The sequence below is a fragment of the Variovorax sp. genome (assembly GCF_035634955.1).
GTDB lineage: Bacteria > Pseudomonadota > Gammaproteobacteria > Burkholderiales > Burkholderiaceae_C > Variovorax.
Genome location: NZ_DASQBZ010000007.1, coordinates 130,292 through 154,445 on the forward strand (window position 1 = coordinate 130,292; position 24,154 = coordinate 154,445).

Below are 24,154 nucleotides of genomic sequence, written 5' to 3' on the forward strand. Positions count from 1 at the left end.
AGCCCATGGCCAAGACCCCGACCCGAAACCAGCGCCAGGGCGGCGCGGCCCGGCCTGCCGCTGCCGCCGGCCCCGCGCGCGCGCATGAAGTGCGCATCATTGGCGGCGACTGGAAGCGTACCCGGCTGCCGGTGGCCGACCGCCCCGGACTGCGCCCCACCCCGGATCGGGTGCGCGAGACGCTGTTCAACTGGCTCGCCAGCCTCGCCGGTGCAGGCGGCGCAGGCCTGCCGGGCTGGCACGTGCTGGATGCCTTCGCCGGCACCGGCGCGCTCGGTTTCGAAGCCGCCTCGCGCGGCGCCGCCTCTGTCGTGCTGTGCGAGCAGGACCCGGCGCTCGTCGCGCTGATGCGTGCCACGCAAGAGCGCCTTCAGGCCTCGATGGTGCGCATCGAACGCGGCGACGGCGCCACCGCGCTGCAGCGGGCCGCGCCCGGCAGCCTGCACGTGATCTTTCTCGATCCGCCGTTCGAACGGCCCGAGCTCTACGATGTCGCCCTGCGCGCTGCGGTGCCGGCCCTGCGCCAGGACGGCCTCGTCTACCTGGAGGCAGCCGAAGCCTGGGACGAAGACCGCCTGGCCGCGCATGGACTGCACCTGCTGCGCCATCTGCGCGCCGGCGCGGTGCATGCGCACCTGCTGCGTAGATAATCGCCGCGGCATACCCCGGATTGAGGAGGAAACACGATGTCCGATGTGATAGCGGTTTATCCCGGTACCTTCGACCCCATGACGCTCGGCCACGAAGACGTGATCCGCCGCGCGACCCAGCTCTTTTCCAAGGTGATCGTTGCAGTGGCCGCCGGCCACCACAAGAAGACCCTGTTCACCCTGCAGGAGCGCATCGACATGGCCCGTACCGTCGCCGAGCCCTTCGAGGCCCAGGTGTCGGTCGAGAGCTTTTCCGGGCTGCTGCGCGACTTCGTCGTCGCGCGCGGCGGCAAGGCCATGGTGCGCGGCCTGCGCGCCGTCACCGACTTCGACTACGAGTTCCAGCTGGCAGGCATGAACCGCTCGCTCATGCCTGAAGTCGAAACCGTGTTCCTCACCCCCAGCGACAAGTACCAGTTCATCTCCAGCACCTTCGTGCGCGAGATCGCCATGCTCGGCGGCGAGATCGACAAGTTCGTCTCGCCCATGGTCCAGGACCGGCTCGCCGCCAAGGTGCGAAGCCTGGGCCGCGAATGAGTCTGCGGCACGTGCAGCGCGCTCCGGGCCCGACCGAATGACCGCCACGCGGCCGCGCCTGCATGCGCTGGGCGAGGCCGCCCTGCTGTGCGAGCTGCCGCCGCCGGCAACGCTCGCTGCCCAGCAGAAATGGTGGGCGCTGGCCGAGCAGGCCGCGCAGTGGCCCGGCGTGCTCGAACTGCTGCCGGGCATGAACAACCTCACCTTGTGCTTCGATCCGCGGCACGTCACGCGCCAGGCGCTCGAAGACAAGGTGCGCGAAGCCTGGCCGGCACTGGCGCCCAAGACTGCCGCTGCCGGTCGCCTCGTCGAGATCCCCACGGCCTACGGCGGTGACGACGGCCCCGACCTCGACGACGTGGCCCGACACACCGGCCTGAGCCCGCGCGAGGTCGTGCGGCGCCACAGCGAGGCGGACTACGTGGTGTATTTCCTCGGCTTCCTCCCGGGCTTCGCCTTCATGGGCGGGCTTCCTGCGGAACTGGCAACGCCGCGCCGCGCAGAGCCGCGCGTGGCCGTGCCGGCGCGGTCGGTCGGCATCGGCGGCGAGCAGACCGGCATCTATCCGCTGCAGTCGCCCGGCGGCTGGCAACTGATCGGCCGTACGCGCCTCGAACTGTTCGACCCGAAAGCCGAGCCGCCGACGCTGCTGCGCCCCGGCGACCGCGTGCGCTTCGTCGCCGAAAGCGTGGTCGCGTGATCGAGATACTCAAGCCCGGCCCGCTCGCCTCCGTGCAGGATGCCGGGCGCCACGGACAGCGCCAACTGGGCATCTGTCCTGGCGGCGCGCTCGACACGCTGGCGTTGGCCGTGGCCAACCGCCTGGTCGGCAACGACGATGGCGCCGCCGGGCTCGAGCTGACGCTGGGTGGCTGCGCCATCCACTTTCATGCCGCCACGCGCATCGCGCTCACCGGCGATGCCTTCGGCGCATCGCTCGACGGGCGGCCGCTGACCTGCGGCTGGAGCGTGCCGGTCGAGGCCGGGCAGGTGCTGCGCCTGACCGGGCAGGCCAGCGGCATGCGGCCCGGCCTGCGCACCTGGCTGGCGCTGGCCGGCGGCATCGACGTGCCCGTGCTCCTGGGCTCGCGCAGCACCGACCTGAAAGCCGGCTTCGGCGGCCACCAGGGGCGCGCCCTGCGCAAGGGCGACAGGCTGGCGCTCGGCCCATCGCGCCTGACCGAGGCGCAACGCAAGCGGCGCCCGTTCGGCGTGCGCCTGCCCGACGACGTGCCGGCTTCCGACGGCGCCACCGTACTGCGCGTGATGGCCGGCCCGGAATCGGCGCAGTTCAGCGCCGCCACGCGCCGCCAGTTCCATGGCGCGGCCTGGCGCATCACGCCGCAGAGCAACCGCATGGGCAGCCGCCTGGCCGGCCCGGAGATCAAGCGGCTGCGCGGTGCCGGCGACATGCTGTCGGCAGGCGTCATCCCGGGCACGGTACAGGTCCCGCCGTCCGGACAGCCGATCATCCTGATGGGCGACGCGCAGACCACCGGCGGCTACCCGCGCATCGCCGTGCTGATCCGCGCCGACCTGTGGAAACTCGCGCAGGCGCCGCTGGGCGGCCTGCTGCGCCTGGAAGAAGTCGACGGCGACACCGCATTGGCGGCATGGGAAGAGCAACGGCGCTATCTTTGCGCACTGGCGCCGGGGCTGGCATTGGCCGGATGGCCCGTCGCGCCGGCGCATGGAGACCCCACGAATGGAAATTGACCTGAACGCGGACCTCGGCGAAGGCGCCGGCAGCGACGAGGAACTGCTCGCGCTGGTGAGCTCGGCCAACATCGCCTGCGGCTGGCATGCGGGCGACGCCCGGACCATGCAGCAGTGCGTGCGCTGGGCGCTCGACCACGGGGTGGCCATCGGCGCGCACCCGAGCTTTCCGGACCGCGAGAACTTCGGCCGCAGCACCATGCACCTGCCGCCCGAAGAGATCATCGCCGGCATGCTCTACCAGATCGGCGCCCTGGCCGCGATCGTCAAGGCCGAGGGCGGCACCCTGGCGCACGTGAAGCCGCATGGCCAGCTCTACAACCAGGCGGTCAAGGAACCGGCGCTGGCGCAGGCCATCGTCGAGGCCGTGCGGCGATTCGATCCCGCGCTCAAGTTCTTCGGCCTGGCCGGCAGCGGCATGATCGATGCCGCGCGCAGCGCCGGCCTGACGCCGGTGGAAGAGGTCTTCGCCGACCGGGGGTACATGCCCGACGGCAGCCTGGTGCCGCGCAGCCAGCCGGGCGCGCTGATCGAGGACGAGGAGCAATCGCTGGCGCAGACCCTGTCGCTCGTGCGCGAGCACAAGGTACGCGCCATCGACGGCAGCAGCGTGGCGGTGAACGCGCAGACCGTCTGCCTGCATGGCGACGGGGCGCATGCGCTGGCTTTCGCGCGGCGCATCCGCGACCGCCTGACAGCCGAAGGCATCGCCATTCGCCCACGCTGAAGGCCAGGCGCGTGCACGTCCTGCTGACCGGCTTCGAGCCTTTCGACGGCGAGTCCGTCAATCCTTCCTGGGAAGCGGCGCGCGCGCTCGAAGGCTGGCGCTGCGAATTCGCGCCGCAAGAGCCGGCCGCAGTGGTCCACGCACGCCGCATTCCCTGCGCGTTCGGCGCTGCGCTGGACGCACTGGACGCCGCCATCGACGAAGTCCGCCCGGCGCTGGTGCTGTGCATCGGGCAGGCCGGTGGGCGCAGCGAGATCACGCCCGAGCGGGTCGCGATCAACATCGACGATGGACGGATCTGCGACAACGCCGGTCGCCAGCCCATCGACCAGCCGGTGATCGAGGGCGCGCCCGCCGCCTATTTTTCCAGCCTGCCGATCAAGGCGATGGTGCGTGCGCTGCGCGATGCCGGCGTGCCGGCATCGGTCTCGAACAGCGCGGGCACCTTCGTGTGCAACCACCTTTTCTTCGGGCTGATGCACCGCATTGCCACGCGGCCGGTGGCCGTCGGCATGCGCGGCGGCTTCATCCACATTCCGCTGCTGCCGCAGCAGGCGGCGCGGCTGCCGGGTGCGCTGCCCAGCCTGGCGCTCGACGCCGCCACGCAGGGGCTGCGCATCGCGGTGGGCACGGCGCTGCAGGTGAGCGGCGATCTGCGCGAGAGCGGCGGCGCCCTGCACTGAGAGGCCGCGCGCGGCCTGGTCAGGCGAGCGGCACGAATTGCTGCAGCCACTCCCCCAGCACCGCATTGACGAAGCGCGGTCTTTCCATGGTGAGCATGTGGCCGCAGTCGGGCACCCAGCGCAGCACGGCGCCAGGCACCAGCGCGGCGATTTCGCGCGAGCACTCCGGTGGCGTCAGCCGGTCCTGCTCGCCGCACATCACCAGCACCGGACAGCGCAGCGCGTGCAGGTGGGCGCGTGCATCGGGGCGATGCATCAGCGCCCGGTTCTGGCGGATCAGCTGGCCGGTGCCGGCGTCGACCATCATGTCCATGTAGCGGCCCACCAGGGGCGCGTCATCGGCGCGCTGGGGATGGAAGGCGAACACCAGGTTGGGTTCCAGGACCTCGCGCAGTTCTCCGCGCTCGAAAAGCTCGATCGCCGATGCGCGCAGGGCGTAGGTCTCGGGCGCCTCGGGCCGGGCATTCGTGCCGAGCAGCGCCAGGCCGGCCACGCGACCGGGCGCCTGGCGGGCCGCCTCCATCGCCACCATGCCGCCCATCGAGGCGCCGGCCAGCAGCAGCGGGCCCTCATGTTCGCGCAGGACGGCGGCGGCCATGTCCTCGATGCGCTCGTGGCGCATGTTGACGTCGCTCACCCGGGGCGCGAACGCGGCGGGCAGCATCGGCAACTGCGACTGCCACATCCGCGCGTCGCATGCCAGGCCGGGAAGGAGGATCAGGGTCGGCATGCGGCGCATTGTGCGGGATGCCATCCCCTTGCCGCTCGGGACGGCGTCAGCGGCCCCAGCGCAGCACCATGGGATCGACTGCGCGCGCGGCGGCCAGCAGGCCGGCGCGCACCGCCGGGCTCATCGGCGGGAAGGGATGGCGTGGCGCGTCGCAGCCGATGATGCCGCCTTCCTTCATCAGTGCCTTGCACGCCAGCAGGCCGGCCTGGCGGTTCTCGTAGTTGATCAGCGGCAGCCATTGCTGGTAGAGCGCGGCGGCGTCCTCGCGCCGGCCCGCGCGCCAGGCGTCGACGATGCGTCGCATGCCGTCGGGGTAGCCGCCACCGGTCATGGCGCCGGTGGCGCCGGCTTCCAGGTCGGGCAGCAGGGTGATGCCTTCCTCGCCGTCCCACGGGCCTTCGACCGCGTCGCCGCCGAGGCGGATCAGCTCGCGCAGCTTGCTGGCAGCGCCGGCGGTCTCGATCTTGAAGTAGGCCACGTGCTCGATCTCGCGTGCCATGCGCGCGAGGAATTCCGCCGACAGCGGCGTGCCGGCAACCGGCGCGTCCTGGATCATGATCGGGATGTCGATGGCCGCGGAAACGCCGGCATAGAAGGCATGGACCTGGGCCTCCGACACGCGGATGGTGGCGCCGTGATAGGGCGGCATCACCATCACCATGGAAGCGCCGGCTTGCTGCGCGCGCCGGCTGCGCGCGGCGCATACCGCGGTGCCGAAGTGCGTGGTGGTGACGATCACCGGCACGCGCCCGGCCACGTGGGCGAGCAGCTCGCCGGTGAGGCGTTCGCGCTCGTCGTCGGACAGCGCGAACTGCTCCGAGAAATTGGCCAGGATGCACAGGCCGTCGGATCCGGCGTCGATCATGAAGTCGACGCAGCGCTTCTGGCCCGCCATGTCCAGTTCGCCGTTCTCGCTGAAGATGGTGGGAACGACGGGAAACACGCCTTGGTAGCGGCGCCGGGGCGTTGTCATGCGGGACCTCCTTGCGGTTCGGGTGCTGGGGGCAGGCAGCCGAAGCGGTGCACCGTGCTGCTGCGAAACACCTGGCCGGCGGCCAGGCGCGTGGACGGGAACGCGCCCTCCCGGTTGGGCGAATCGGGAAAGTGCTGCGTCTCCAGGCACAGGCCGTCCCCCTGGCGCAGCGCCTGCCCGGAACTGCCGGTCAGGCTGCCGTCGAGAAAATTGCCGGAATAGAACTGCACGCCGGGCTCGGTGCTGAATATCTCCATGCAGCGGCCCGACTGCGGGTCTTCCAGGCGCGCGCTCAGACGCAGCCCGTCGCCCGCGGCAAGCGCCGGACGGTCGGCGTCGAGCACCCAGTTGTGGTCGTAGCCGCGGGCGCGCAGCAGTTGCGGATGCGGCGCGCGGATGCGCTCGCCGATGGCGGCGGGCCGGCGAAAGTCGAAGGGCGTGTCGGCCACCGGCGCGATGCCCAGCGGAATCAGCGATTCGTCGACCGGGCAGTAGTGGCTGGCCGGCAGCAGCAGGCGGTGCGCCATCACGTCGCCATGCCCGCGCAGGTTGAAGTAGTCGTGGTGGCTCAGGTTGACCACGGTGGCCCGGTCGCAGCACGCCTGGTAGTCGATGCGCCATTGCGCACCGGGCCCGAGCGTGTAGCGCACCTGCACCTCGAGCCGGCCCGGAAAGCCTTCTTCGCCATCGTCGCTGACGCGCCGCAGGGCGAGCGAGACGCTGCCGTCGGCCGCCGGCGCCTCAGGTGAAATTTCCCACCAGCGCCGGCCGAAGCCGCGGGCGCCGCCGTGCAGCGTGTTCGCGCCTTCGTTGCGCGCCAGTTCGATGGCCTGCCCGTCCAGCGTGAAGCGCCCGTGCGCGATGCGGTTGGCATAGCGCCCGACGATGGTGCCCAGGTGCGGATTGCGCTGCTCGTAGTCCTCAAGCGTGGGCAGGCCCAGCACCACGTTGGCGGGCCGGCCGGCGCGGTCCGGCACGCGCAGCGCGGTGACGATGCCGCCGAACTCGATGGCGCGCAATTCCAGGCCGCCGGCAGCCAGCGTGTATTCGTGCACCTCGCGGCCGTCCGCCATCCGGCCGAAAGGCTTGCGCGTCACCGCGCACGCCTGCTGCGCCGCAGCGACGCCGCTCACGTCCATCCGCCGTCCACGATGAAATCCTGCGCGGTGCACATGGCGCTGTCGTCCGCCGCGAGGAACAGCGCCATCGCCGCGATGTGCTCGGGCATGAGCTTCCTGTCGATGCACTGGCCGCGCGCGATCTCCTCGTGCGACTCTTCCTTGACCCACATGCGCAGCTGCTTCTCGGTCATCACCCAGCCCGGCACCAGCGTATTGACGCGGATGTTGAAGGGGCCGAGGTCGCGCGCCAGGCTGCGCGTGAGCCCCTGCACGGCCGACTTGGAGGTGGTGTAGACCGGCATGCCGCCCTGCTTGAGCTTCCAGCTGACGGATCCGAAATTGACGATCGAGCCGCCGCCGGCCTCGCGCATTCCCGGGGCCACCCTCTGCGCGCAGAAGAACTGGTGTCGCAAGTTGACGGCCACGCCGCGGTCCCAGGATTCGGGCGTGGTTTCCTCGATGCTGTGGCGCTGGTCGTTGGCGGCATTGTTGAGCAGCGCGGTGATCGTGCCGTGCGCGTCGCGCACCTGGTCGATGGCGGCGAACAGCTGCGCGGTGTCGGTCACGTCGGCCTTGAGGAACAGTGGCGCGTGGCGCGCGCCGGCAGCCAGTTGCCGGGCCAGCGCCTGCCCGGCTCCGTCGTCGATGTCGATGAAACCGACGCGAGCGCCTTGCAGGACGAAGTGCTCGACCAGGCAGGCGCCGATGCCGCTGGCGCCGCCGGTGATGAAGACGCTGCGGTCGACCAGGCTGGGATAACGGGCGTTGGAGGCGGTTGCGGTCATGGGTGCGGTGATGCGTGGGGCAGGAAGACGTGGTGGAAGCGGTGCAGGCGGCGCGGCCCGCTCAGCCGCCGAACAGCGGGGCCGGCAGGCCGGCGACGTCGAGCGGCACGGCGAACAGCGCCCCGGCCAGCGGCTGCGCGGCGCGCTGCGCGTCGGACAGGCCGCTCCAGGCGGTGCTGATGTAGAGCGTGCTCAGGTCGGGGCCGCCGAAGGCGCAATCGGTGACGTTGGCGACCGGCAGCTCGATGCGGCACAGCTCGCGCGCGCTCGCCGGGTCGTGGCAGCTGACGCAATGGCCGCCCCAGTGGCAGATCCAGACGCGCCCTGCGGCATCGGTCGTCATGCCGTCCGGAACGCCTTGCCGACCCGACAGGCGCAGCCATTCGCGCCGATTGGACAACTGGCCGGCGACCGCGTCGAAGTCGTAGGCATAGGTGCAGCCGATGGCGGTGTCGCTGAAGTACATCGTGGCGCCGTCGGCCGACCAGGTCGGCCCGTTGCTCACCGTGATGCCGTGCGCGTGGGCGCTGCACGTGCCGTCGGGGTCGAACCGGTAGAGCGTTCCGCTGGGTGCGCGGCAATCGAAGTCCATGCTGCCGCCCCAGAAGCGCCCCTGCGCATCGCACTTGCCGTCGTTGAAGCGGTTGCCGGCCGGCTCGTCGGGCTGGTGCAAATAGCGGGGCGGCTGGCCCGGGTGCGCCGGGTCGAACAAGGCGAAGCCGCGCCGCAGCGTGATGAGGAGCCCCTGGCCGTTCGCGCGCTCGGCCACGGCGGTGATTTCCTCGTCGAAGTGCCAGCTGCGCCGCTGGCCGTCGCCCGGCCGCAGCCGGTGCAGGCAATGGCCCAGGATGTCGACCCAGTACAGCGACGATTCGCGCGCGGACCAGACGGTGCCCTCGCCGAGTTCGGCGCCGGCGGCCCAGACGCAGCTCGGCGCGTCCAGCGGGCGTGGTGCGGGCAGGGAAGGTTCGGGAACCAGAGATGTCTCCTTGGGGCGCCTGCTGTTGACGCGGCCGACGCAATGGGCGCCGGCCGGGCGCAGCAGATCGGCCGATGCTAGCAATGCCGACTCATGCCGGAAAGCCCGAATAAAGGCATGGATCGATCTTCAACTTGCAATGTCGTCAGCTCGGGTCCAGCTGCTTGCCATAGACGTCGAGGCTGACGGCCTTGAGCGCACGCACCATGACCTGCGCGGCCGGCGAGAGCAGGCGGTCGGTCCGGGTGATCAGGCCGAAGGCGTCCATGTGGCAGTCCATGGTCACCGGCAGCAGCGAGACGATACCGTGGGCCGCGTAATAGCGTGCCACGTCGGTGGCGACGATGGCCACCATGTCGCTGCTTTGCAGCATGCGCGTGATGAACAGCAGCGCCGAGGTCTCGATGAGGTTGATCGGCGGCGCCAGGCCTTCCTCCTGGAACATGAGGTCGAACCGGTGCCGCAGCACGCTGCCCGCGGGCGGCACGATCCAGCCGGTGGCCAGCATGTCGCGCAGGGTCAGGCCGGACAGGCCCAGCAGCGGATGGCCCGGGCGGACGATGGCGCTGATGGGCTCCTCGACGAGCGCCTCGTAGCGCAGCTGCGCCTTGTCGTGCTCCGCGAAGAGACGAGCCACCAGCACGTCGAGCTTGCCCTGCACCAGGCGCTCCATCAGCACCGGGCTGGTTTCGATCTCGACCGACACCTGCAGACTCGGATGCTGTTGCTTGACCTGCGCCACCGCCGCCGGCAGCAGGGTCAGGCCGGGGGCAGTGACGCAGCCCACCGCCACCTGCCCGAAGCGGCCGGCCTTCAGGCCCGCGAGTTCGTCGTGCGCCTGGTTGAGGCTGGCCAGCGCCACGCGGGCGTGGCGGATCATGGTCTCGCCGTACCAGGTCGGCCGCATGCCGCGGGGCAGGCGCTCGAACAGCGGCACTTCGAGGACGTCCTCGAGATCCTTGAGCAGCTTCGACGCCGCCGGCTGTGTCATGTTGAGCACCTGCGACGCGCGGTGAATGTTGCCTTCCTCGGCCAGCGCGACGAGCAAAAGGAGCTGCCGCGTCTTGAGCCGGGCCCGGATGAACCAGTGGGTGTAATGCGCCATGAAAGGTGTGCAGGGTTTTCATCAATCCCGATTCCGATATGCATTGAGCCCAAATATCTATTGGAAAGCTATCGGTGAGATTCCTACACTGCCCGGCACCGTGAAGCGAAGCGAGCTGCACCAACACAACGCCCGGCAGTACATCAATGGCCGCTGGGAGACGGGCGCGACCACCGGCGTTCGCCGCAACCCGTCGGATACGACCGAGGTGGTGTCCGAATACGCCCGCGCCGACCGGCGCCAGGCCGAGCGCGCCGTGCGGGCGGCGGCCGACGCCTTCCCGGCCTGGAGCCACAGTACCGCCCAACGCCGGGCCGACGCGCTCGACGCCATCGGCAGCGAGATCCTGGCCCGCCAGGACGAGCTGGGCCTGCTGGTGGCCCGCGAGCAGGGTCGGCCCCTGCCGGATGCCGTGGCCGAGGCCCAGCGCGCCGGCCAGCTGTTCAAGTATTTCGCCGGCGAGGCCCTGCGTGCCCATGGCGAGACGCTGGCCTCGGCGCGCCCGGGCGTGCAGGTGGACGTCACGCGCGAGGCTGTGGGCGTGGTGGCGCTGGTCACGCCGTGGAGTTCGCCGCTGGCGGTGCCGGCGCGCAAGATTGCCGCCGCCCTGGCGTTCGGCAACAGCGTGGTGTTCAAGCCGTCGGAGCGGGTGCCGGCCTGCGGCTGGATGCTGGCGGAGATCGTCAGCCGCGCCGCCTTGCCCGCCGGCGCCTTCAACCTGCTGATGGGCAGCGGCCGAGAACTGGGCGCGGCGCTGGTGGAAGGCAGCGCGGTGGACGCCATCAGCTTCACGGGTTCGGGCGCGGTGGGCGCGCGCGTCACGCAGGCGGCGGCCAAGCGGCGCGCCCGGGTCCAGCTGGAAACCGGCGGCCAGAACGCGCTGGTGGTGATGGCCGATGCCGAGCTGGAGCGTGCGGTCGAATGCGCGGTGCAGGGCGCCTATGCCTGCAGCGGCCAGCGTTGCACGGCCTCCAGCCGGTTGATCGTCGAGGCGCCGATCTACGACGCGTTCGTGGCCCGCCTGCGCCAGCGCATGGCAGCGCTGCGCGTGGGCCATGCATTGGAAAAAGGCGTCGCGGTCGGCCCGGTGATCGACGACGCGCAGCTGGCGCGCAACCTCGAATGGGTGCGCGCGGCGCGCGAGGAAGGCGCCGAACTGGTCCACGGCGGCGAAGCCCTGGAGCGGCCCAGCCCCGGCTACTACATGAGCCCCGCGCTGCTGCTGGCCCTGCCCGGGCACAAGGCGGCCCGGGCCGAGGTGTTCGGCCCGGTGGCCTGCGTTCTGCAGGCCCAGGACTACGGCCATGCGCTGGCCCTGGCCAACGACTCGACGAACGGCCTGTGCGCCGGCATCTGCACCCGCTCGCTGGCCCATGCCACCCATTTCCGGCGCCATGCGCGCGTGGGCACGACGCTGGTCAACCTGCCGACCAGCGCCGAGGATTACCACGTGCCCAGCGGCGGGCGCAGGGCCGGCGGCGATGGAGCGCGGGCCCAGGGACGGCAGGCGGCCGAGTTCTTCACCCTGCTCAAGACCAACTACGTCCAGGCCTGAGGCAGGCCCGGTTTCCAGTTTTTTTGCTCGAAGTTCAACAACCCACTCAGGAGACAACCATGAGCATGAATCGTCGAACCTTCTCGGCCGCCGTTGCGGCAGCTTCCGTCGCGGGCACGCTGCCGCTGGCGGCATTCGCGCAGAAGAAGATCGTGCTGGGCTTCGCCCAGGTCGGGGCGGAAAGCGAGTGGCGCACGGCCAACACGGAGTCGATCAAGTCGTCGGCGCAGGAAGCGGGCATCGACCTCAAGTTCTCCGACGCGCAGCAGAAGCAGGAAAACCAGATCAAGGCCATCCGCTCGTACATCGCGCAGAAGGTCGACGTGATCGCCTTCTCGCCGGTGGTGGAAACCGGCTTCGAGAACGTGCTGCGCGAAGCCAAGGCGGCCAAGATCCCGGTGGTGCTGACGGACCGCTCGGTGAAGGTCAAGGACGACAGCCTCTACGTGACCTTCATGGGCTCGGACTTCACCGAGGAAGGCCGCAAGGCCGGCCGCTGGCTGGTCGACAAGATGAAGGACAACAAGGGCCCCGTGAACATCGTCGAGTTGCAGGGCACGGTCGGCTCGGCGCCGGCGATCGACCGCAAGAAGGGCTTCGAGGAAATCATCAAGAAGGACCCGAAGTTCAAGATCATCCGCTCCCAGACCGGAGACTTCACCCGGGCCAAGGGCAAGGAGGTGATGGAGGCGTTCCTGAAGGCCGACGGCAAGAACATCAACGTGCTGTTCGCGCACAACGACGACATGGCGATCGGCGCGATCCAGGCGATCGAGGAAGCCGGCCTCAAGCCGGCCAAGGACATCATCATCATCTCGATCGACGCGGTGAAGGGCGCCTTCGAGGCCATGATGGCCGGCAAGCTCAACGTGTCCGTCGAATGCAGCCCGCTGCTGGGGCCGCAGTTGATGAGCGCGGTCAAGGACATCGTGGCCGGCAAGCCGGTGCCCAAGCGGATCATCACGAAGGAAGGCATCTTCCCGATGGAAGTGGCGGCGGCCGAGTTTCCAAAAAGAAAATACTGAGCCCCCCCCCCAGGCTGCCCTGCTTCGCAGGTCCGCCAACCCCCGAGGGGGCGCCGCCTGCGGCCCGGCGGAGCCGGGTCCGCGGCGGCCCCGAAGGGGCCTGGCTTCGCCGGCCTCGGGGCCCTTTCTTGAGAGCAAGGAGAGCTACATGAGACGAGACGTATTGAAGTCGCTGGTCGGTGCCGGGGTGCTGGCATTGTCCGCAGGCCTGGCGCCGCTGTCGGCGCTGGCGCAGGACAAGGGGCTGATCGCCATTTCCATGCCGACCAAGTCTTCGGCGCGGTGGATCGCCGATGGTGCGAACATGGTCAGGTACTTCCAGGAGAAGGGCTACAAGGCCGACCTGCAGTACGCGGAGGACGACATTCCGAACCAGCTGGCGCAGATCGAGAACATGATGACCAAGGGGCCGAAGGTGCTGGTCATCGCCGCGATCGACGGCACCACGCTGTCGAACGTGCTGCAGAAGGCGGCCGACAGCGGCATCAAGGTGATCGCCTACGACCGCCTGATCCGCGGCAGCAAGAACGTCGACTACTACGCGACCTTCGACAACTTCCAGGTCGGCGTGCTGCAGGCCCAGTACATCGAGAAGGCGCTGGGGCTCAAGGAGGGCAAGGGGCCGTTCAACATCGAGCTGTTCGGCGGCTCGCCGGACGACAACAACGCCTTCTTCTTCTACGACGGCGCGATGTCGGTGCTCAAGCCCTACATCGACAGCGGCAAGCTGGTGGTGCGCAGCAAGCAGATGGGCATGGACAAGGTGTCGACGCTGCGCTGGGACGGCGCGGTGGCGCAGGCGCGCATGGACAACCTGCTGTCGGCCTTCTACAGCGACGCGCACGTCGACGCCGTCTTGTCGCCGTACGACGGGCTGTCGATCGGCATCATCTCGTCGCTCAAGGGCGTGGGCTACGGCTCTGCACAGCAGCCGATGCCGGTGGTGACCGGCCAGGACGCCGAGGTGCCTTCGATCAAGTCGATCCTGAAGAAGGAGCAGACCTCGACCGTGTTCAAGGACACGCGCGAACTGGCCAAGGTGACGGTGAACATGGTTGACGCGCTCATGGCCGGCAAGCAGCCGGAGGTGAACGACACCAAGACCTACAACAACGGCGTGAAGGTCGTGCCCTCGTACCTGCTCAAGCCGGTGACGGTCGATGCCGGCAACTGGAAGCAGGTGCTGGTCGACAGCGGCTACTACAAGGAAAGCCAGATCCGCTGACGGCGGCATTCGGCGCGGCGCCCGCCCCGCGGGCGCCGCCGCCAGATCCAGGGAAGAGAGGACGGATGAGCGGACCGATTCTGGAGATGCGCGGCATCACCAAGCGATTCCCGGGGGTGAACGCGCTGGACAACGTCAACCTGGCCGTGGGCGGCGGGGCGATCCACGCGCTCGTGGGCGAGAACGGCGCGGGCAAGTCGACCTTGATGAAGGTGCTCAGCGGCGTCTACCCAGAAGGCGAGTACGAGGGGGACATCTGGTTCGACGGACAGGTGCGCCGCCTGCGCGGCATTGCCGACAGCGAGGCGCTGGGCATCATCATCATCCACCAGGAACTGGCGTTGGTGCCGCAGCTGTCGATCGCCGAGAACATCTTCCTGGGCAACGAGATCGCGGCGGGTGGCGTGATCGACTGGCGCGAGACCTTCGCGCGCACGCGCGACCTGCTGCGCAAGGTCGGCCTGAAGGAATCGCCCACCGCGCTCGTCGGCGACCTGGGCATGGGCAAGCAACAGCTGGTGGAGATCGCCAAGGCGCTGTCGAAGAAGGTGCGGCTGCTGATCCTGGACGAACCCACGGCCAGCCTGAACGAGAGCGACAGCGACGCGCTGCTGGCGCTGCTGCTCGAGCTCAAGGCGCAGGGCATCGCCTCCATCCTGATCTCGCACAAGCTGGGCGAGGTCACGCGGGTGGCGGACGCCATCACCGTGCTGCGCGACGGCACGGCCGTGGAGACGCTCGACTGCCACGCCGGGCGGGTCGACGAGGGCCGCATCGTGCGCGGCATGGTCGGGCGCGACATGGCGCATCGCTTTCCGCAGCGCAGCCCGCGCATCGGCGAGGTGCTGTTCGAGGTGCGCGACTGGCGCGCGCACCATCCGCAGCATCCGGAGCGCGAGCACATCAAGGGGGTCAGCCTGTCGGTGCGCCGCGGCGAGATCGTCGGCATCGCCGGGTTGATGGGCGCCGGGCGCACCGAGTTCGCCATGAGCGTGTTCGGCCGCTCCTGGGGCCGACGCATCAGCGGCAGCGCGTACATGCACGGCCGCGAAATCGACGTGAGCACGGTCGGCAAGGCGATCGGGCACGGCATTGCCTACGTCACCGAGGACCGCAAGGGCTCCGGCCTGGTGCTCGAGCAGGACATCCGGCGCAACCTGAGCCTGGCGCGGCTGGAAGGTGTGGCCCGCCACGGCGTGATCGACGACGCGCTGGACTATCGCACCGCCCACGAACTGCGCCAGGCGCTGGCCATCCGCTGCTCCGGCGTGGACCAGCGCGTGCTCAACCTGTCCGGCGGCAACCAGCAGAAGGTGGTGCTGGGCAAGTGGCTGTTCGCGCAGCCGGAGTTGCTGATCCTGGACGAGCCCACGCGCGGCATCGACGTGGGCGCCAAGTACGAGATCTACACGCTCATCGACCGGCTGGCCGGCGAGGGCAAGGGGATATTGATGATTTCTTCCGAACTGCCCGAACTGCTGGGCATGTGCGACCGCATCTATGTCATGAACGAGGGCCGCTTCGTGGCCGAGATGCCCGCGGCCGAGGCCTCGCAGGAGCGCATCATGCATGTGATCGTGGCGTCGGGGAGCAGCGTCCATGCCTGACAGCAGCGCCAAGACGGCCATTGCCGTTGCGACCCCCAAAGCGCCCGCGGCGGCCGGAGCCGAGCGCGCCGCCAGTGCCGGCTTCGCGATGAGCAACCTGCGCGAGTACGGCATGCTGATCTCGCTGGTGGCGATCATGGTGCTGTTCCAGCTTCTGACCGACGGCACGCTGATGCGTCCGCTGAACCTGACCAACCTGGTGCTGCAGAACAGCTACATCGTCATCATGGCGCTGGGCATGCTGCTGGTCATCGTGGCCGGCCACATCGACCTGTCGGTGGGTTCGGTGTGCGGGTTCATCGGCGCGCTGGCGGCGGTCCTGATGGTCCAGTACCACTGGCACTACGTGCCGGCGTTCCTGGCCTGCCTGGTCGCCGGCGGCATCATCGGTGCGGCGCAGGGCTGGTTCGTGGCGTACTTCCGGGTGCCGTCCTTCATCGTCACGCTGGCGGGCATGCTGGTCTTCAAGGGCCTGACGCTGGCGTTGCTCGCGGGCCAGTCGGTCGGCCCGTTCCCGGAGACGTTCCAGCGGCTCAGTTCCGGCTTCGTGCCCGAACTGACCGGCGCGGCGCCGGGCCAGGGCCTGCGCATCACCTCGCTCGTGCTGGGCGCGCTGGCGGCGGCCGCGCTGGTGTACTTCAAGCTGCGCGGGCGGGCCCGGCTCTCGCGCCACGGCCTGGCGGCCGAGCCCTTCGCGTTCTTCCTGGGGCGCAACCTGCTGTTCGCGGCCGGCATCCTGCTGCTGAGCTACCTGTTGTCCACCTACAAGGGGCTGCCGAACGTGCTGGTGGTCATGGCCGTGCTGATCGTCGCCTACGACTTCCTGACCACCCAGACGACGGTGGGGCGCCGCATCTACGCGCTCGGCGGCAACGAGAAGGCGGCGCGCCTGTCGGGCATCCGCACGCACCGGCTGACGTTCCTGGCCTTCGTCAACATGGGAGTGCTGGCGGCGCTGGCCGGGCTGGTGTTCGCGGCGCGCCTGAACACCGCCACGCCCAAGGCAGGCCTGGGTTTCGAGCTGGACGTGATCGCCGCCTGCTTCATCGGCGGCGCCTCTGCCTCCGGCGGCATGGGCAAGGTGATGGGCGCGGTGATCGGCGCCTTCATCATGGGCGTGATGAACAACGGGATGTCGATTCTCGGCATCGGCATCGACTACCAGCAGGTGATCAAGGGGTTGGTGCTGCTGGCGGCGGTGTTCGTCGACGTGTACAACAAGAACAAATGAACACGCCCGACCCGCCAGCGCCGCCGCCCGGCACCGTGCTCGAACTGCGGGGGATCCACAAGCAGTTCAGTGGCGTGCCGGCTCTGGCTGACGTGCAACTGCGGCTGCGCGCCGGCGAGATCCATGCCCTGATGGGCCAGAACGGCGCCGGCAAGTCGACGCTGATCAAGGTGCTGACCGGCGTCTATCCGGTCGACGCCGGGGAGATGCGGCTGCAGGGGCGGGCGATTCGCCCGGCGTCGCCGCTTTCGGCGCAGCGCCTGGGCATCAGCACCGTCTACCAGGAGGTCAACCTCTGCCCCAACCTGTCGGTGGCGGAGAACATCTTCGCCGGCCGCTACCCGCGCCGCCGTTTCACGCGCCGCATCGACTGGGCGGCCGCGAACCGCGGCGCGCGCGAACTGCTGGCGCGGCTGGACGTGCACATCGACGTCTCTCGCCTGCTGTCGAGCTACCCGGTGGCGGTGCAGCAGATGGTGGCCATCGCCCGCGCACTGGGGGTGCAGGCCAAGGTGCTGATCCTCGACGAACCCACCTCCAGCCTGGACGAGGACGAGGTCGACAAGCTGTTCGAGGTGCTTCGGCGGCTGCGCGCCGAAGGCCTGGCGATCCTGTTCGTCACCCACTTCCTGAACCAGGTCTACGCGGTGTCGGACCGCATCACGGTGCTGCGCAACGGCGGCTGGGTGGGCGAATGGACGGCCGCGGAGCTGGGGCCGCAGGCGCTCATCTCGGCCATGGTGGGGCGCGAATTCGACATGGCCGCCCGCGCCGGCGCGCAGCGGCCCGCCGTGGGGGCCGACACGCCGGTGCTGCTCCAGGCCAGCGGGCTGGGCCAGCGCGGCCAACTGCAGCCGCTGGACCTGCAACTGCGCGCCGGCGAGGTGATGGGGCTGGCCGGGTTGCTCGGCTCGGGGCGCACCGAGGTTGCGCGGCTGCTGTTCGGCCTCGCGCGCCCGGACAGCGGCGAGTTGCGGGTGGATGGCCAGCCGGTGCAGTTCAAGGCGCCGGCCGATGCGGTCCGACGCGGCCTGGCCATGTGCCCGGAAGAGCGCAAGACCGACGGCATCGTCGCCGAGTTGTCCGTGCGCGAGAACATTGCGCTGGCGCTTCAGGCCAGCCTGGGGCTGCGGCGCAACCTGTCGCGGGCCGAGCAGACGCGGCTGGCCGAGGCCTTCGTCAAGGCGCTGGGCATCAAGACCGCCAGCGTGGAGACGCCCATCGGGCTGCTGTCCGGCGGCAACCAGCAGAAGGCGGTGCTGGCGCGCTGGCTGGCCACGCAGCCAAGGCTGCTGCTGCTGGACGAGCCCACGCGCGGCATCGACGTGGCGGCCAAGCAGGAGATCCTCCAGGAGATCCTGCGCCTGGCCGGCGAAGGCATGTCGGTGCTGTTCATCTCGTCCGAGATGGACGAGGTGGTGCGGCTGTCGCACCGCGTGACGGTGCTGCGCGACCGGCGCAAGGCCGGCGAACTGCCGGCTGGGTGCACCGAAGACGAAGTCTACGAACTGATCGCCAAGACATGACCTCGCCGTCTCCGACTGTCCAACGCGTGCTGCACCACCGATTGCTGTGGCCGGTGGTGACGCTGGTGCTGCTGCTGGCGCTCAACGCGGCATTCAATCCGACGTTCCTGCATGTCGAGTGGCGCGACGGCCACTTGTACGGCAGCCTGGTCGACATCCTCAACCGGGCGGCCCCGCTGGTGCTGGTGGCGCTGGGCATGACGCTGGTCATCGCCACGCGCGGCATCGACATCTCGGTCGGCGCGGTGGTGGCCATCGCGGCCGCGCTGGCCGCAGCACTGATCGGCGGCTCGCTGGTGGTCAAGGACGGCGCGGCGGCCGACGTGAGCCGCTTCCCGATGTGGCTGGCGATCGCGGCGGCGCTGGGCGCGGCGCTGGCTTGCGGGCTCTGGAACGGGCTGCTGGTGGCGCGCATCGGCATGCAGCCCATCATCGCCACGCTGATCCTCATGGTGGCCGGGCGCGGCATCGCGCAGCTGATCACCGAGGGGCAGATCATCACTGTCTACTACACGCCCTACTTCTTCATCGGCGGCGGCTACCTGCTGGGCCTGCCGTTCGCGCTGTTCATCGCCGCCGCGGTGTTCGCCCTGCTGTACCTGGCGGTAACGCGCAGCGCACTGGGCCTGTTCATCCAGTCGATCGGCATCAACCCCGCGGCCGCGCGGCTGGCGGGCGTGAAGGCGCGCCGGCTGACGGTGGGCGTGTACATGCTGTGCGCGTTCTGCGCCGGGCTGGCGGGGCTGATCATCAGCTCCAACGTCAAGAGCGCCGACGGCAACAACGCCGGCCAGCTGCTGGAACTCGACGCGATCCTGGCGGTGACGCTCGGCGGTACCTCGCTCACCGGCGGGCGCTTCAGCCTGCTGGGCAGCGTGATCGGCGCGCTGATCATCCAGACGCTGACCTACGCCATCTATTCGCTGGGCGTGCCGCCGGAGATCAACCTGGTGGTCAAGGCCGTGGTGGTGTTCGCGGTGATGCTGCTGCAGTCCCCCGAGTTTCGCGCCGAGATGCGCCGCCTGGTGTTCCGCCCGGCAGCCGCCGGAGGCGCGCAATGAGCGCCGTGGCCCCCGGGCAGGCCCCCGCCGGCGCGGCCGGGCCCGTCGCGGCCGCGCAGCCGGGTACGCCGGCGTTCGCCGGTGCGCGCCTGCAGCGCCGTTCGCTGCCGCTGCAGGTGACCGTGTCGCTGTTCGTGCTCATGGCAACGCTGGGCTCGCTGGCCTATCCGGGCTTCTTCTCGCTGCAGGTGTTTCTCAACCTGCTGATCGACAACGCCTTCCTGTGTGTCGTTGCGGTCGGCATGACCTTCGTCATCCTGTCCGGCGGCATCGACTTGTCGGTCGGGTCGGTGATCGCGCTCACCACCATGGTGTCGGCCTGGCTGGTCGAGCAGCATGGCTGGCACCCGCTGGCGGTCATCCCGCTCGTGCTGCTGATGGGCACGGCGTTCGGCGGCGTAATGGGGCTGCTCATCGAGCGATACCGGCTCCAGCCCTTCATCGTCACCCTGGCCGGAATGTTCCTGGCGCGCGGCCTGTGCTACGTGATCAGCATCGACTCCATCAGCATCGGCAACGAGTTCTTCTCCGAGCTGTCGTTCATCCGCATACCCGTGTGGGGCGATGCCACCATCACCCTGAGCGCACTGATCGCCCTGGCCGTGGTGGCGGCGGGCGTCTACCTGGCGCACTACACGTCCTTCGGCCGCACCGTGTACGCCGTGGGTGGCAACGAGCAGTCGGCACTGCTGATGGGGCTGCCGGTGCGGCGCACCGTGATCGGCGTGTACGCGCTCTCGGGCTTCTGCTCGGCGCTCGGCGGCGTGCTGTTCACGCTGTACATGCTGTCCGGCTACGGCCTGCACGCGCTGGGACTGGAGCTCGATGCCATTGCCGCGGTGGTGATCGGCGGGACGCTGCTCACCGGCGGCGTAGGCTACGTGATCGGCACCCTGTTCGGCGTGATGATGCTCGGCATCATCCAGACGCTGATCGCCTTCGACGGCACCCTCAGCTCCTGGTGGACGCGCATTGCCGTGGGCGCCCTGCTGTTTGTCTTCTGCCTGATGCAGCGGGTGTTGACTGCGCGAGGCGGGACGCATTGAGCCTGGGGGTGGCTGCCCGGGAATGTGAGCCGCCAAGCCGCCGGGCGCCGGCCGTCTCCTTGAGGTCGCCCACCTGGGTCTATCTGCGAAGAAACTTCGCGCGGGCCGCATGGGTGATTGCGGCGACGCAAGGATGGGTGATGCGGCGTTCCGGCGAAATGCCGAAGAACTCTTCAACCAGTTCGGGAACTCGCCCCAGCACCTCGACGCCGTACTGAGCGCAGGTTTCTTCCTCGAGCACGCTCGGGGACATGAAGACGCCCCGGCCTTCGCCGCCGAAGGCCTTTAACAACGCCGCATCGTCGAACTCCCCGATCAAGCGCGGCCGAAGGTGGTGCTCGGCCAACCACAGGTCCAGGCGCTGACGCATGGCGGAAGTCGAGCCCTGCACCAGCATCGGCGCACCGTCGAGGCAATCGGGAAACGGGCCCGCGAACGCGCGCTTGAGTTCCGGCGCAATGTAAAAGCTCATGGCGGTGGTTCCGAGCGTGTGATTGAACGCCTTGACGCTCGTGTGCTTGCCCATTGCCTCGTCGGCCACGACGAGGTCTAACCGGTGCACCGAGAGTTGCGCGAGAAGGTCCCGGAAGTTCCCCTCGTGGCAGATCAGGCGAACCTGTTCAGGCACGCCCAGGGCGGGCTCGAGCAGCCGGTAGGCGATGGCCTTGGGCACGGAGTCGGCGATGCCGACCCGAAAGGTGAGGCTGTGTCCGGCCAGGCCCTTGCTGCTCACCGCCGCCTCCAGTTCCGCGCCCAGCGAAAAGATCTGGTCGGCATAACTGAGGGCAGTTCGCCCTTCGGGCGTCAGCTCCACGCCGCGCCCACTCTTTTGCAGAAGCTGGCAGCCCAGCGACCCTTCCAGCAACTTGATCTGCGCCGAAAGCGTTTGCGGCGTGATGTGCAACTGCTGGCCAGCCCGCACGATCCCGCCCGCCTTGGCCGCGGCCCAGAAGTAGTGCAGATGCTTGAAGTTCATGGGTCGATGGATAGTGCGTCAAAAACGATGTAACGATGCCGAATATACGACTTTTATCGAAAGGTGAATGGCCCTAGATTCAACCGGTACGACTCTCCTTTCAGGAACCCCGAAATGAACCACGACATTCACGTTCTCGACTCCCGCCATGCCGTGGGCGCCGCGGCAGCCCAACGCAACCAGGTGCTGCGCAACACCTACTGGCTGCTCGCGCTTTCCATGGTGCCGACCGTTCTTGGCGCGTGGCTGGGCGTTGCGACCGGCCTCGTGAGCGCCATGTCGCCGGGCATCGGCATGGTGGTTTTCCTTGCCGGCGCCTTCGGCTTCATGTTCGCCATCGAGAAGACGAAGAATTCGGCTGCGGGCGTGCCGGTGCTGCTCGCCTTCACGTTCTTCATGGGGCTGATGCTCTCGCGGCTGGTGGGCAGCGTGCTCGGCCTGGCCAACGGCGCGAGCCTCGTGATGACTGCATTTGCAGGCACGGGCGCCGTGTTTTTCGGCATGGCCACGCTTTCCTCGATCATCAAGCGCGACCTCAGCGCCATGGGAAAGTGGCTGTTCGTGGGCGCCATCGTCCTGCTCGTGGCAGGTATCGCGAACTTCTTCATCCAGTCGAGCGCTCTGATGATGACGCTGTCGGTGCTGGCCATCGGCATCTTCTCGGCCTTCATCCTGCATGACCTCAAGCGCGTGCGGGACGGCCTGGAAACCAACTACATCAGCGCGACGCTGGGCGTCTACCTGAGCATCTACAACGTGTTCCAGTCGCTGCTCATGCTGCTTGGCCTGACCAGCGGGCGCGACGAATAACAGCGAACAGAGGAGGTTCCATGCGCCTTTCCACACGGGCTCGCCAGGCCGTCACCGCCATGATCGACGTGGCCTTGCAACAGCGCGCGGGGCCCGTCGCGCTGGCGGGCATCTCGCGCCGGCGAAACATCTCCGTGTCCTATCTCGAACAGATGTTCTCCGAGCTCCGGCGTGCGGGATTGGTCGAATCTACGCGCGGCCCGGGCGGCGGCTATTCGCTGGCGCGCAACAGCGCGCTCGTGACGATGGCGGACATCGTCCAGGCGGTCGATCGCCCCGAGACGAAGCCTGCCGAGCGGCAGCGGGAAGAAGACGCCGCGAGCGGCGGCCAGCAGTGCCTCACGCCCGAGCTGTGGACCGCGCTGAACCGGCACGTGATCGAATACCTTCAATCCGTGACCTTGAAGACGCTGGTCGACGAACAGCCGGCCGACAGGTCGGAGAACCAGGCGCCTGGGCGGCAGGTCCAGCCGGCCGGGCAGCGGATTGCGCCTTCGCGCCCGCGGGCGCCCAACTCCGTCTTTGAACTGGGGCGGTTCCTGGCGTAGGACCTGGCGTAGGAGATTGATGGCACTGGGTCACGGTCGCTACGCTACGGAGGGGCCCGGCGCGCGATCGTATAGTGACCGTCGACATGCACTTTCGCCCACATCTGTCCAAGTTGGCATGGCGCTCTCTCGCCGTGCTTTTCTTGTTGCTGGGTGTGTTGGGTGTGCTGCTGCCGGTCGTGCCGACGGTGCCGTTCGTCATCGCTGCCGCCTGGGCGGGGGGGCGGGGCTGGCCCGCGCTCGAACGCTGGCTGCTCGATCATCCTCGCTTCGGCAGCCATATCCGAGGGTGGCGAACTTCCGGGACCGTGCCGCGCCGCGCGAAGCTACTGGCGATCGGCATGATGACCGTCAGCGCGGTGGGGGTGGCGCTGTCGGGACTGCCGACGGTCGTCAGGGTCGCCGTGCCTTTGGCAATGGCACTTGTGGCTGTTTGGCTCTGGATGCGGCCCGAGCCTTGAGGGGAGCGCACGACGACCATGACCACAGCGCTACTTGTTATCGACGTCCAGCAGGGCCTTTGCGAAGGCGAGCATGCGGCCTTCGAGTCGCAGCAGGTTATTGCTCGAATCAACCAGGTGTCAGCGAAGGCTCGCGCCGCCGGCGGCTTGGTGGTGTTCATCCAGCACGAATCTTCGTCCGGGTACCTGGAGTTCGGAACGGATGCATGGCAGCTTGCCCGCGGCCTCCACATTGAGGTGCCGGACATACTCATACGCAAGACGACACCCGATTCCTTCCATCGCACGGACTTGGAACAAGTGCTCAAGAAGCACGGTGTCACAGAGCTCGTGGTTTGCGGAATGCATACTGAGTACTGCGTCGACACCACCACGCGCAGAGCGCTTGCCCTGGGATTCCCTGTCGCCTTGGTTGGTGACGCGCACACCAGCGAAGGGAATCGGCACTTGTCCGCAGCCCAAGTGATTCAGCATCACAACGAAACGCTCGCCAACATCAGCAGTTTCGGTCCGAGGGTTCGCGTCGTTTCGGCCGAGGCGTTGCGCGTTGAACCCTAGGTAGCTTCTGGCAGGAGGCATTTCGCGGCGCTGAAGTTCGCGACCTCGCTGTTGGAGGGAGCATGCACGTGTTCAGACCAGGAGAAAGCGTTCATGTGCGGTAACCCCTTGTCGCACGAGGCGGCGCCCCAACTTTCTGGGCACGTCCAACGCCACGCAACAGAGCGCCATATGCCCGACTCCATTTCTCAACTGGCCCAGGTGAATCAAAAGATTCTTGCCGGGGGCGAACAACTGCCGGCCGTCAAGCTCAAGGACGGCACAACGGTGCAAACTGGCACCGTCGCGACCATGCTGCACAACGTGGCTCGCTACAACAACGGGGAGAGAGGCGAAGTCGAGAAGGAGCTCGAATTGTCGGTGCCCACGCTCATCAAGGTTGGGTTGTTCGACCTGTTCCCCGTCGATGACTGGATTGCCGGAGCGAATCCCGGTCGCCGCTTCGTTGGCCTGGTTGCACGGAAATTGTTATCCGCTGGCGCCTGATTGCCGTGAGCGGAAGTTCGTTGCGGTCTCCGC

The 24,154-nt window shown here is 68.7% G+C and carries 26 protein-coding genes; 19 read left to right on the plus strand and 7 right to left on the minus strand.

The window, feature by feature from the left end; genetic code table 11:
- Positions 1–5 precede the first annotated feature (5 nt).
- From VES41_RS02735 to pcp, 6 genes are read left to right on the plus strand one after another with little or no spacing between them, the layout of a single operon-like run.
- Positions 6–650 (plus strand): RsmD family RNA methyltransferase, encoded by a 645-nt coding sequence (locus tag VES41_RS02735; protein WP_324812666.1) that lies wholly within the window; start codon positions 6–8, stop codon positions 648–650.
- A gap of 36 nt (positions 651–686) precedes the next feature.
- Positions 687–1,187 (plus strand): pantetheine-phosphate adenylyltransferase, encoded by a 501-nt coding sequence (coaD, locus tag VES41_RS02740; RefSeq protein ID WP_324812668.1) that lies wholly within the window; start codon positions 687–689, stop codon positions 1,185–1,187.
- 37 nt (positions 1,188–1,224) lie between these two features.
- Positions 1,225–1,887 carry a 5-oxoprolinase subunit PxpB gene (pxpB, locus tag VES41_RS02745; protein WP_324812670.1) on the plus strand — a complete coding sequence of 221 codons (663 nt, stop codon included), beginning with the start codon at positions 1,225–1,227 and terminating at the stop codon, positions 1,885–1,887.
- Positions 1,884–2,903, plus strand: a complete 1,020-nt coding sequence (locus tag VES41_RS02750) for a biotin-dependent carboxyltransferase family protein (protein WP_324812672.1) — start codon at positions 1,884–1,886, stop codon at positions 2,901–2,903. Before pxpB ends, VES41_RS02750 begins: the two co-directional genes overlap by 4 nt.
- Entirely contained in the window at positions 2,893–3,630 is a 738-nt protein-coding gene (pxpA, locus tag VES41_RS02755) for a 5-oxoprolinase subunit PxpA (RefSeq protein WP_324812675.1), read from the plus strand. The genes VES41_RS02750 and pxpA overlap by 11 nt, the downstream gene beginning before the upstream one ends.
- 11 nt (positions 3,631–3,641) lie before the next feature.
- The gene (gene pcp / locus VES41_RS02760) at positions 3,642–4,313 is read left to right on the plus strand and encodes a pyroglutamyl-peptidase I (protein ID WP_324812678.1); all 672 of its coding nucleotides are present in this window, start codon (positions 3,642–3,644) and stop codon (positions 4,311–4,313) included.
- A gap of 19 nt (positions 4,314–4,332) precedes the next feature.
- On the opposite strand, the gene VES41_RS02765 is transcribed toward pcp, so the two are convergent.
- From VES41_RS02765 to VES41_RS02790, 6 genes are all read right to left on the minus strand, one after another.
- Positions 4,333–5,043, minus strand: a complete 711-nt coding sequence (locus VES41_RS02765; RefSeq protein WP_324812681.1) for an alpha/beta fold hydrolase — start codon at positions 5,041–5,043, stop codon at positions 4,333–4,335.
- A 46-nt stretch (positions 5,044–5,089) separates the two neighbouring features.
- Positions 5,090–6,016 carry a dihydrodipicolinate synthase family protein gene (locus VES41_RS02770; protein ID WP_324812683.1) on the minus strand — a complete coding sequence of 309 codons (927 nt, stop codon included), beginning with the start codon at positions 6,014–6,016 and terminating at the stop codon, positions 5,090–5,092.
- Positions 6,013–7,149, minus strand: a complete 1,137-nt coding sequence (locus VES41_RS02775) for an aldose epimerase family protein (protein WP_324812685.1) — start codon at positions 7,147–7,149, stop codon at positions 6,013–6,015. The genes VES41_RS02770 and VES41_RS02775 overlap by 4 nt, the downstream gene beginning before the upstream one ends.
- The gene (locus VES41_RS02780) at positions 7,146–7,922 is read right to left on the minus strand and encodes an SDR family oxidoreductase (protein WP_324812687.1); all 777 of its coding nucleotides are present in this window, start codon (positions 7,920–7,922) and stop codon (positions 7,146–7,148) included. The genes VES41_RS02775 and VES41_RS02780 overlap by 4 nt, the downstream gene beginning before the upstream one ends.
- A gap of 61 nt (positions 7,923–7,983) precedes the next feature.
- The gene (locus VES41_RS02785) at positions 7,984–8,901 is read right to left on the minus strand and encodes an SMP-30/gluconolactonase/LRE family protein (protein WP_414719014.1); all 918 of its coding nucleotides are present in this window, start codon (positions 8,899–8,901) and stop codon (positions 7,984–7,986) included.
- 145 nt (positions 8,902–9,046) lie between these two features.
- On the minus strand, positions 9,047–10,006 hold the full coding sequence (locus VES41_RS02790; RefSeq protein ID WP_324812689.1) for a LysR family transcriptional regulator: 960 nt from the start codon (positions 10,004–10,006) through the stop codon (positions 9,047–9,049).
- A gap of 100 nt (positions 10,007–10,106) precedes the next feature.
- Between VES41_RS02790 and VES41_RS02795 the strand changes: the two genes are divergently transcribed.
- The 8 genes from VES41_RS02795 to yjfF all read left to right on the plus strand — a co-directional run bounded on the left by VES41_RS02795 (position 10,107) and on the right by yjfF (position 20,282).
- Positions 10,107–11,561, plus strand: coding sequence for an aldehyde dehydrogenase family protein (locus tag VES41_RS02795; RefSeq protein ID WP_324812691.1), 1,455 nt, complete (start codon positions 10,107–10,109; stop codon positions 11,559–11,561).
- A gap of 59 nt (positions 11,562–11,620) precedes the next feature.
- Positions 11,621–12,586 carry an ABC transporter substrate-binding protein gene (locus tag VES41_RS02800; RefSeq protein WP_324812694.1) on the plus strand — a complete coding sequence of 322 codons (966 nt, stop codon included), beginning with the start codon at positions 11,621–11,623 and terminating at the stop codon, positions 12,584–12,586.
- Between the two features lie 148 nt (positions 12,587–12,734).
- A complete protein-coding gene (gene chvE, locus VES41_RS02805; RefSeq protein WP_324812698.1) occupies positions 12,735–13,811 on the plus strand; it encodes a multiple monosaccharide ABC transporter substrate-binding protein in 1,077 nt (358 codons plus the stop codon).
- A 65-nt stretch (positions 13,812–13,876) separates the two neighbouring features.
- Positions 13,877–15,418 carry a multiple monosaccharide ABC transporter ATP-binding protein gene (gene mmsA / locus VES41_RS02810; protein WP_324812700.1) on the plus strand — a complete coding sequence of 514 codons (1,542 nt, stop codon included), beginning with the start codon at positions 13,877–13,879 and terminating at the stop codon, positions 15,416–15,418.
- Complete coding sequence (gene mmsB / locus VES41_RS02815; RefSeq protein WP_324812702.1) at positions 15,411–16,649, plus strand: multiple monosaccharide ABC transporter permease; 1,239 nt, start codon at positions 15,411–15,413, stop codon at positions 16,647–16,649. Before mmsA ends, mmsB begins: the two co-directional genes overlap by 8 nt.
- On the plus strand, positions 16,646–18,175 hold the full coding sequence (locus VES41_RS02820) for a sugar ABC transporter ATP-binding protein (RefSeq protein WP_324812705.1): 1,530 nt from the start codon (positions 16,646–16,648) through the stop codon (positions 18,173–18,175). The genes mmsB and VES41_RS02820 overlap by 4 nt, the downstream gene beginning before the upstream one ends.
- Positions 18,172–19,236: an ABC transporter permease gene (locus VES41_RS02825; RefSeq protein WP_324812707.1), complete on the plus strand. Its 1,065-nt coding sequence runs from the start codon at positions 18,172–18,174 to the stop codon at positions 19,234–19,236. Before VES41_RS02820 ends, VES41_RS02825 begins: the two co-directional genes overlap by 4 nt.
- Positions 19,233–20,282: a galactofuranose ABC transporter, permease protein YjfF gene (gene yjfF / locus VES41_RS02830; protein WP_324812710.1), complete on the plus strand. Its 1,050-nt coding sequence runs from the start codon at positions 19,233–19,235 to the stop codon at positions 20,280–20,282. The genes VES41_RS02825 and yjfF overlap by 4 nt, the downstream gene beginning before the upstream one ends.
- A gap of 79 nt (positions 20,283–20,361) precedes the next feature.
- Here yjfF and nhaR read toward each other — a convergent pair whose 3' ends face one another.
- Positions 20,362–21,258 (minus strand): transcriptional activator NhaR, encoded by an 897-nt coding sequence (gene nhaR, locus VES41_RS02835; RefSeq protein WP_324812712.1) that lies wholly within the window; start codon positions 21,256–21,258, stop codon positions 20,362–20,364.
- Positions 21,259–21,372: 114 nt separating this feature from the next.
- On the opposite strand from nhaR, the gene VES41_RS02840 reads away from it, so the two are divergent.
- The 5 genes from VES41_RS02840 to VES41_RS02860 all read left to right on the plus strand — a co-directional run bounded on the left by VES41_RS02840 (position 21,373) and on the right by VES41_RS02860 (position 24,121).
- Positions 21,373–22,068 (plus strand): Bax inhibitor-1/YccA family protein, encoded by a 696-nt coding sequence (locus VES41_RS02840; protein ID WP_324812715.1) that lies wholly within the window; start codon positions 21,373–21,375, stop codon positions 22,066–22,068.
- Between the two features lie 20 nt (positions 22,069–22,088).
- Complete coding sequence (locus VES41_RS02845) at positions 22,089–22,616, plus strand: Rrf2 family transcriptional regulator (protein ID WP_324812718.1); 528 nt, start codon at positions 22,089–22,091, stop codon at positions 22,614–22,616.
- A gap of 74 nt (positions 22,617–22,690) precedes the next feature.
- Entirely contained in the window at positions 22,691–23,077 is a 387-nt protein-coding gene (locus tag VES41_RS02850) for a YbaN family protein (protein WP_324812720.1), read from the plus strand.
- An 18-nt stretch (positions 23,078–23,095) separates the two neighbouring features.
- The gene (locus VES41_RS02855; RefSeq protein ID WP_324812722.1) at positions 23,096–23,635 is read left to right on the plus strand and encodes a cysteine hydrolase family protein; all 540 of its coding nucleotides are present in this window, start codon (positions 23,096–23,098) and stop codon (positions 23,633–23,635) included.
- Between the two features lie 171 nt (positions 23,636–23,806).
- The gene (locus VES41_RS02860; protein WP_324812725.1) at positions 23,807–24,121 is read left to right on the plus strand and encodes a DUF7709 family protein; all 315 of its coding nucleotides are present in this window, start codon (positions 23,807–23,809) and stop codon (positions 24,119–24,121) included.
- Positions 24,122–24,154 lie beyond the last annotated feature (33 nt).